This is a genomic window from Candidatus Izemoplasma sp., assembly GCF_982632705.1.
Genome location: NZ_CEXEES010000064.1, coordinates 1 through 8,262, shown reverse-complemented (window position 1 = coordinate 8,262; position 8,262 = coordinate 1). Strand labels below are relative to the sequence as shown.

7 protein-coding genes are annotated in these 8,262 nt (G+C 31.7%); 4 read left to right on the top strand and 3 right to left on the bottom strand.

Annotated elements, in window-relative coordinates; all coding sequences use genetic code 11:
• Both AC2LE6_RS07680 and AC2LE6_RS07675 read right to left on the bottom strand, forming a co-directional pair.
• Positions 1-533, bottom strand: a 533-nt coding sequence (locus tag AC2LE6_RS07680) for a hypothetical protein (RefSeq protein WP_484478681.1), incomplete at its 3' end; no start/stop codon positions are given.
• 334 nt (positions 534-867) lie between these two features.
• Complete coding sequence (locus AC2LE6_RS07675) at positions 868-1,173, bottom strand: winged helix-turn-helix transcriptional regulator (protein WP_484478680.1); 306 nt, start codon at positions 1,171-1,173, stop codon at positions 868-870.
• Between the two features lie 157 nt (positions 1,174-1,330).
• Between AC2LE6_RS07675 and AC2LE6_RS07670 the strand changes: the two genes are divergently transcribed.
• The 4 genes from AC2LE6_RS07670 (at position 1,331) to AC2LE6_RS07655 (ending at position 7,477) form a co-directional block, all read left to right on the top strand.
• Positions 1,331-1,963: an NAD(P)H-dependent oxidoreductase gene (locus AC2LE6_RS07670; RefSeq protein ID WP_484478679.1), complete on the top strand. Its 633-nt coding sequence runs from the start codon at positions 1,331-1,333 to the stop codon at positions 1,961-1,963.
• A gap of 1 nt (position 1,964) precedes the next feature.
• Entirely contained in the window at positions 1,965-2,738 is a 774-nt protein-coding gene (locus AC2LE6_RS07665) for a DODA-type extradiol aromatic ring-opening family dioxygenase (RefSeq protein WP_484478678.1), read from the top strand.
• Between the two features lie 357 nt (positions 2,739-3,095).
• Positions 3,096-6,437 (top strand): hypothetical protein, encoded by a 3,342-nt coding sequence (locus tag AC2LE6_RS07660; RefSeq protein ID WP_484478677.1) that lies wholly within the window; start codon positions 3,096-3,098, stop codon positions 6,435-6,437.
• Positions 6,438-6,454: 17 nt separating this feature from the next.
• A complete protein-coding gene (locus AC2LE6_RS07655) occupies positions 6,455-7,477 on the top strand; it encodes a leucine-rich repeat protein (RefSeq protein WP_484478676.1) in 1,023 nt (340 codons plus the stop codon).
• A 190-nt stretch (positions 7,478-7,667) separates the two neighbouring features.
• Here AC2LE6_RS07655 and AC2LE6_RS07650 read toward each other — a convergent pair whose 3' ends face one another.
• Entirely contained in the window at positions 7,668-8,117 is a 450-nt protein-coding gene (locus AC2LE6_RS07650) for a hypothetical protein (RefSeq protein ID WP_484478675.1), read from the bottom strand.
• Between the last annotated feature and the right edge of the window lie 145 nt (positions 8,118-8,262).

Genomic DNA, 8,262 nt, shown 5'->3' with positions numbered 1-8,262 from the left:
TTCTTGTTTGTTATTTTAACTCGGTCACCTTGATACAAATCTAAGAATTGTGCGTCTGACCTGTTTATTACTGCGACTAATGTGTCACCTGTTTGAATCTTTATTTTTCTAAACTCATTATCTTCATCACTATATAATTCAATTCTACTCTCATCTTCTATAATATATGATTCTGTACCAATAAGATAAGTTCCACTTGGAGTAGGAATATCATATATAGGAAATGCGAACAATGAGAATCCAGAAACAATTAATAGTATCATTACAACAAGAATTGATAATCTTCTTTGATATGGTCTAAATACAGTAATAGTAAATATACGAAATCCAAATAAGATAAACACAATACCAATTGCCCCATATAATGAAAATAATTGCCATCTAATAGGATTCAATATCAACTGAATTAAAACAAGAAGTGCATACACACTCAGTATTGAAATGAAGTAGTATTTCTTTATATCTCTTTTTGAGAATATCAAATAAATACTACTAAGTGTAATTAGATAAAGAATAAGTTCTAAACTGTGCATAACTATCTCTCCTTTGTTTAATTAATTATAACATATGGAGTTCTAAATGTAATAATGACACAAGAAGAATAATATATTAGGTATCCAAAGCAAATGTAATGAAAAATATTTCAAAAGAAAATGCCCAAAAGGGCATTATATATTAAACATTTATTCATTTGAAACTATTTATGATACGGCTCGTTGTATCGCATTTAGTTGCAACTGGAGACGTTACAACTCGTCGTAACGATGGTTAGTTGCAACTTATTATTATATGTATATGATGTCTTTGAACACACTATTTAAATTTCATCACAGTCCATTAAAGGAAGTAAAAAAATTAGTTCCTTTTTTAGTTCCATTTCTGTGCCCATTCTTCTAATTGTTTAAATGAATTTGCAAGATCAAACCCTTTACGAGTAAGTTCATAAGATATCTTTATTGAATCAGTAACATAAACATGTTTCACGATTAAGTTTTGTGTTTCTAAATCTTTTAATCTTTCAGTTAGTAATCTAGATGATAACCCAGGAATGAACTTTTCTATTTCAGAAAACTTTAATGGTCCTTCTTGCAAAGAGTAAATAATTAAACCAACCCATTTCTTACTAATAAGTTGTAATGTAGCTTCTACTTTAGGACATAATTCGTGTTTCATAATATCACCTCTCAACCTTATTATAGCAAATATTAATTATAAATCAAATAACTTACTTAAAATAAGTGCATTATCTTTGAAATCTTTAAAATAGCGTGATATTATACTTACATAAAGTAACTGAGTTACTAAAAATATTAAGAAAAGAGGAAAGAATATGAAAGTATTATACATCACAGCAAATCCAAAGGCTGTAGAATATTCACATAGTTTAAGTGTGGGAGAAGAATTTTTAAAAGAATATAAGAATAATAATAAAGATGATGAGATTGTAAAAATCGATTTATTCGAAACAGATGTACCAAACATCGATTATGATGTTATGGATGCTTGGGGTAAACTAGCAAAAGGAGTAACATTTGATCAATTAACTCAAACAGAACAATCAAAACTAGGGGCAATGAATCAAAACCTAGAAGAATTTATGAACGCAGATAAATATGTTTTTGTCACACCATTATGGAATTTCGGATTACCACCAGTATTAAAAGCATATATTGATAACTTATTAATTTCGGGTAAAACATTCCGATATTCTGAAACCGGACCCTTAGGTTTATTAAACAATAAAAAGTCATTAGTCATCCAGGCTTCAGGTGGAGTTTATACAAATGATGCAATGAAAGAATATGAACATGGAAGCAACTTTCTAAAAGTACCATTAAACTTTATTGGAATCAGCGATCAACATCAAATCTTAGTTGAAGGTGTAAATATGAGTAATGATAATGGAATGAGTATCCGAGAAGAAAGTATAAAACAAGCAAAGGATATAGCAAAAGTATTCTAATATGAGTAAAACAATTTTTATTCCTCACGGGGGAGGTCCATTACCTCTTATAGATGAAGAAAACAATAAAGACTTAATTACGTTCTTACGAACTTATAAGAACTTAACTCCAAAAGCAATTATCATCTTCAGTGCACATTACGAGACAAATGGTATTGATGTTATATATGACAATAAAGACGAATTAGTATTTGATTATAATGGTTTTCCAAAAGAAACATATCAATACACTTATAACCCTCCTAAAAACATATCGCTTGGAAAAGAAATATTCAACACACTTCAAAATAAAGGTTATAACGTAACATCATCACAAAGAGGTTTTGATCACGGGGTGTTTGTTCCACTGATGTTGATGTTTGAAAAAGCAAACATTCCAGTGATTCAAATCTCTTTAAACAAAAACCTAAAATCTAAATATCATATTGAACTCGGTGAAGCGTTAAGTTTCTTAAAAGAAAAAGATGTTTTGATAATCGGATCAGGATACTCATTTCATAATCTAAGAGAGTTCTTTACAGGTAATTCTGAAGATATAAAAAATGATCAATTTCATGATGAACTCATTCAAATTCTAACAAAAGATCAAAACGAAGAACAAAGAAAGAATCAACTTATAAATTGGAAAAACATCCCACATTCAAATTATGTGCATCCAAGAGTAGAACACTTTATTCCATTGTTAATCACTTATGGAATAAACAAAGAAAAAGGTACAATAGTACTAGATAAAAAACTACTCAATAAAAGAACAATCGCAGTTGAATGGAATTAAAAAGGGGCTAAATTAGCTCCTTTTTCTATCTTCTTTAATCATTGGACACTGCATTAAATCAACAATTTCCCGTCTATATTTATATATTTTACTCATAAACCTCACTCCTTTCTTTAAGTATACAAAAAGATGCTAATAAACACAGTGTATCACTTCGTGTCTACTAACATCCTACCAATTCACTCGTTGTATCACTTTTAGTTGCAACTTATTACTATATGCGTATGATGTTTTTTTACACCACTCTTTAATTTCCATCACAGTCCAATAGTTTATGCACGAATTATTTCTTGGAAACAGGAGTAAAACAAGGTATAATATATTAATAAAAATACAATAACTGAAAAGAGGGGTACTATGTTTAGAGGAATTAAAATCGGAGTGTTATTACTTTCACTTTTTTTTATGGTTGGATGCGATAACGTTCCTGAACAATTAGAGGACCTACCATTACCATCAATTGAGATAGTTGGTGAGGACCTAATTATTATCGAACAATATACTGAGTTTATGGATCCTGGAGCTGAAATTCTAGGTGATTATGATTTAGATATTACGGTAGTAACTGATTTAGATATTACGGTAGTAGGAGATTACACTATAACCTATACAATCATTTATGAGGAGGTTACCTATAGTGGAACACGTACTGTTAGAGTGGTAGAACCACCAACACCAATTGATTTAGAATGGGAACTTGAAACGGTGTCCTTTACGACAAGCACCATTGGTGTAAGAGTTTCATATGATGATCCTGATGGTATTCTTGTCAATGGAGTCGGAAGTTTATATCAAGGAGAAACCCTTGTAAGAAGTTACGCTTTGCTTAGTGGAGACAACTATTTAAACTACAGTGAACTACAGTCCAATATGGAATATACATTTATTGTAGAAGGAACATATGATGACAACGGTACTACTGTCATCTTAGAAGATTATGAATTAACAATTACTACTGCAGAAATGACAACAATGCAGTTTAGTCTATCAAACGAAGAAATTACTCATAATTCGTACTCAACTGATATTATAATTGATTATTCATCAAGCAATATTCTTACAACAACTGCCTATTTATATTTAGGAGACATGATTGTTGAAGAAATGACAATCACTTCTCCAACATCTACATTTTCAGTAGATGATTTATTAACGGATACAGAATATGTATTAAAAGTGATATATACAGCTACTCCAAGTGATGGTGGAGATGCAGAAATCGTAACAGAGTTATTACAAACCTTCTCTACAAATACTCTTCCAGCACCTGAGTTCGTGTTATTACTTTGTACTATGGGATACTACGATGCAGAATGTGCTGTGGGAGTTAATGATATAGGATTAACAGATGTGTCACTTAGAATTGAAGTATTTCAAGATGGAGCATACCATAGTCTATTTTATGTAACCAATTCAAATACGTATGTGAACATTACGGATTTAGACCCGGGAACAGAATATACTTTTAAATTATATACCGATTATAAAATTGCTGGTTCGGATGAGCTAATCGCCTACACTCTTCTTCACGAAGAAACATTCACAACCAACAATCTTGTTACCTATACAACACCTACGGTTGATAATCTAGTCATCACTAAAGTAGTAGGTACAACCAACAGTGTTACATTTGATTTTGATTTAACTGATACAGACGGTGTCATTGATGGAAATATTTGGCTAAGAATGTATCTTGGTGGATCGCAAACAGTAAGAACTGTCAATATAGGTCACAACACGATTACCATAGAAGGATATCCAGTGTATGCAAACACCTTATATTCATTGGTAGTTACCACAGATTACCAACAAGATGCAGAAACCTTTTTATATGATGAAACAATCCATGAAGAAGACTTTGTTATGCCTCCTGAAGTTGACGTTCATTCCTTTACACTTCAGCAATCAATGTACTTCTCTGGTGAACGTATTATTCTAGTTCTTGAATTAGAGAATGACGATGATATGGCTGTTGAATACGTTACAATTAATGGCACTAAAATATATAAAGAAGATTTTCTATTCCCAAGCACATCGCAAACAATATATTTAAATATGGGAGTAGAAACTAGTTATACAGACTATTACTATCATATGACAGACTATGCAGTAACAATGGTAGATGATTCTAGTTTTGTGATTGGATATGATGAAACCCTTACATTCCGACTACAACAACCTGGTTCTATTGACCCAGATGATGCATTTGTATCAGTCTTAGAAATAACCACAGATGATTACACAAGAAGTGTTAGTAGTGGAGTTACAGACTATACTACTATCACAATACATTTAGAGAATGAATACAACCTAGATATTCACAGTGTTACTGTGAACGGAGTAGACTACTTGTCCTCTTCCTTTGAAGAGGAATCAACGTCAAAACAAATCATCATTCAAGTTGAAATTGATCGATATTACAATCAATTCGCACTGTCAGAACTTGTATTTATTAGAAATGACGTTAACGTTGATGCAGAGTCAGACAATATCAACGTTTCACCAATCTCTATTTTTGGATATTATTCAGAAGATGTTGTCGTAATCAGTACGGCAGCAGAATTAAACTCAATCGATCCATCTGCAAATAAATACTATTATCTAGCACAAGATCTTGATTTAACAGATTTCCCAATGGATCCAATCGGAACTGCCAATTCTCCATTCCAAGGGGTATTCGATGGAAACGGACATACCATTTCTAATTTCTCTTATACATCATTGGAAGCAGATCAAGAAAATGACGTATATGTAGGATTGTTTGGCAACAGTAATGGTTTTTTATATGATATTATCTTATTTAACTCAGAAATCACTGTTGTAACAGACGAGACTCATACACTACATGTTGGTGTTCTAGCAGGAAATTCAAGTGGAAACATTATGAATTGTATTTCCCTTGGAACAAACACCATAAACATTTCAGGTATGGTAGAAGGTTTTGTTGGTGGACTTGCTGGAACAAGTACTGGATTTGTCAGAGATGCTTCGACAGACACCGATATCTATATCGATGGATTAACCATTGACACAGGGTCATCTGGTGCCACATATGTTGGTGGACTATTTGGTACGGCAGGAGTTGAAAACATTGAAACTTCAAGTGCAAATGGAACCATTTCTATTACCGATACAACAAACAATACAAACCACGTTGGTGGATTAATTGGTAGATATTTTAATAGTACATCTGATTTTGCACAAGCAAACTATATTGCATATTCTTATGCATCTGTTGATATCTATACATCCAATTACGGAGACGGATCTGTTGGTGGACTTATCGGTACAGTAAACAATCAGTATGCCGATAATACAGAAATCAAAAATTCATATGCAACAGGAGATATTTATTCTGACCGTGGATATATCGGTGGACTAATAGGACTGAACTGGGCCTATGTTACTAATAGCTTTGCAACAGGTAATATTGATAGAATCGGTGGATATGCAGACAGATTTGTGGAGTATGGTTCAGATACATTCTTAACAAATAACTATGTATATGATGCACAAACTGTATCATACGATGGAACTCCTGGTTTTATTGGAGACGACATTGAAAATAGATTAGTTACTGCTTCATTAAATGAATACAATGATGAATATTTCTATACAGACATATTAAATTGGAGTACCTATTATTGGGACTTTAGTTATTTAAATGTAAATGCAGATATTTTACCAGAACATAAATAATGAAAGGGATAAAAGAAATGAAAAAAATACTTTTAAGTTTACCATTTGTATTTGCACTATTATTAACTGGATGTGTCATTGATGATAGCAATACAGTTGATTCAGAAATACTTACTTTACAAGATGAGGTTAGTTCTTTATTAGAACAAATAAGCACCATGCAAAACCAAATAGATCTACTTATTACAGGTGAAGAAACAAACCAAGAAACAATTGATGAATTATTATTAGATATTGCTGCTTTGGAAACAGAATTAGCTGCAATGGAAGATGCCAGTCAATACGTTGCTCCAGTATTTTCTAACATTCCAGGAAATCAAATAATCGACTATCAAACAGACCTTGATTTATCATCTCTTGGCATAACTGCTTTGGATAATATCGATGGGGATATTACTACTAGTATTACAGTTGACATTGATGATACAACAACCCTCACAATGGGGAACCACCCAGTAACCTATAGTGTGACAGATAGTGATGGTAATACTAGCACATATACAATCAACCTTGAAGTCGGTGTATTCGATAGTACATTCACCTATGTCATTATTGATGAAGGTACAAATGTTAAAATTACTGGTTATAGTCGTTTTAATTCTGGATTCCTTACAATCCCAGCAAGTCTTGGGGGATTACCTGTAACTGAAATTGGTGGAGATGCGTTTAGATCTAAAGGTTTAATCGAGGTAACATTACCTGACACGTTAGTAACAATTGGTACTTCTGCTTTTTACGATAATGAGATTTTAGTTATAGACATACCTTCCTCAGTATTAAGTATTGGAGATTTCGCTTTTGGTAGAAATTCATTAACTAGTATTCTGGTTAGATCAGAGTGTGAGCATGTTGGTGAAAGTGCATTTAGAGATAATAACATAGATAGTGTCACAATTGGAGCAATCATAACTGATATTGGAAATGATGCTTTTACGGGCAATGCTATAACTTGGGTTTGGATATTTGGAGATGAGACAAGATTCGATTCAAGATGGACAGAGATTGGACTGCCTATTGAGTTATTAGGAGTTCAAGATTAAATCTATATAATGATTTTAATCATTAAAGTAGAAACCACTAAAAAGGTTTCTACTTTTTATTTCTTATATGTTCTGTATTGTAAAAAATTATTCAACTCTCTATTTGACATAATAAAAATCACCTCCATACTATAAAATATAGTACAAAGATGGTTTTATTATTCATGGTTCACTTTAATGACTAAGAAGTTTATTGGATTGCTTCGGATACTTTAATAGAAGATTCAACAACAAAGTTTGCTAGTTTGTAGTAATCAGGCTTGTTATATTCTAACAGTTTAAGTGTTGGTATATAACTTTCAACAATATCTTTACGATGCACGTTTTTGCACTGAATCATTCCTTCTTCAGCTATATAGGTTAGATATGTTTCAAATTCACTTTTAGTGACATTGCACATTTTATAGTTAACATGTATCTTATTATTTACTGCCTTCATAATTGAAGAATATATGTTGGTTACTTTTTTTGGATTCTTAATTATATTTTTTTGAAACTTAAACATCCACTTAGGAAAATAGATTTTTCCCTTTAGGTTTTTCACATAAGGCATTGTACCATCCTCATAGTACTTCCTAATTCTACTCGGATTCAATTTATACTCTTCACAGTATTGAGTTATCGTGTAAAAATTTTCCATAATACTTCTCCTCTCCTATAAAAAACTCTTGATTTATCATATTATATTATAACATATACTTTATTATAAAAAATAGGTCATATAAGACCCAAAAGAAAAAGCCCAAAAGGGCTTTGTTATAGTGTGTATATCATATTTGTCAATT

Bases quoted from the DNA above. Each gene is read 5' to 3' on its own strand.
- AC2LE6_RS07670 (WP_484478679.1), top strand. From the start codon at position 1,331: ATGAAAGTATTATACATCACAGCAAATCCAAAGGCTGTAGAATATTCA.
- AC2LE6_RS07675 (WP_484478680.1), bottom strand. From the start codon at position 1,173: ATGAAACACGAATTATGTCCTAAAGTAGAAGCTACATTACAACTTATT.
- AC2LE6_RS07660 (WP_484478677.1), top strand. From the start codon at position 3,096: ATGTTTAGAGGAATTAAAATCGGAGTGTTATTACTTTCACTTTTTTTT.
- AC2LE6_RS07650 (WP_484478675.1), bottom strand. From the start codon at position 8,117: ATGGAAAATTTTTACACGATAACTCAATACTGTGAAGAGTATAAATTG.
- AC2LE6_RS07655 (WP_484478676.1), top strand. From the start codon at position 6,455: ATGAAAAAAATACTTTTAAGTTTACCATTTGTATTTGCACTATTATTA.
- AC2LE6_RS07665 (WP_484478678.1), top strand. From the start codon at position 1,965: ATGAGTAAAACAATTTTTATTCCTCACGGGGGAGGTCCATTACCTCTT.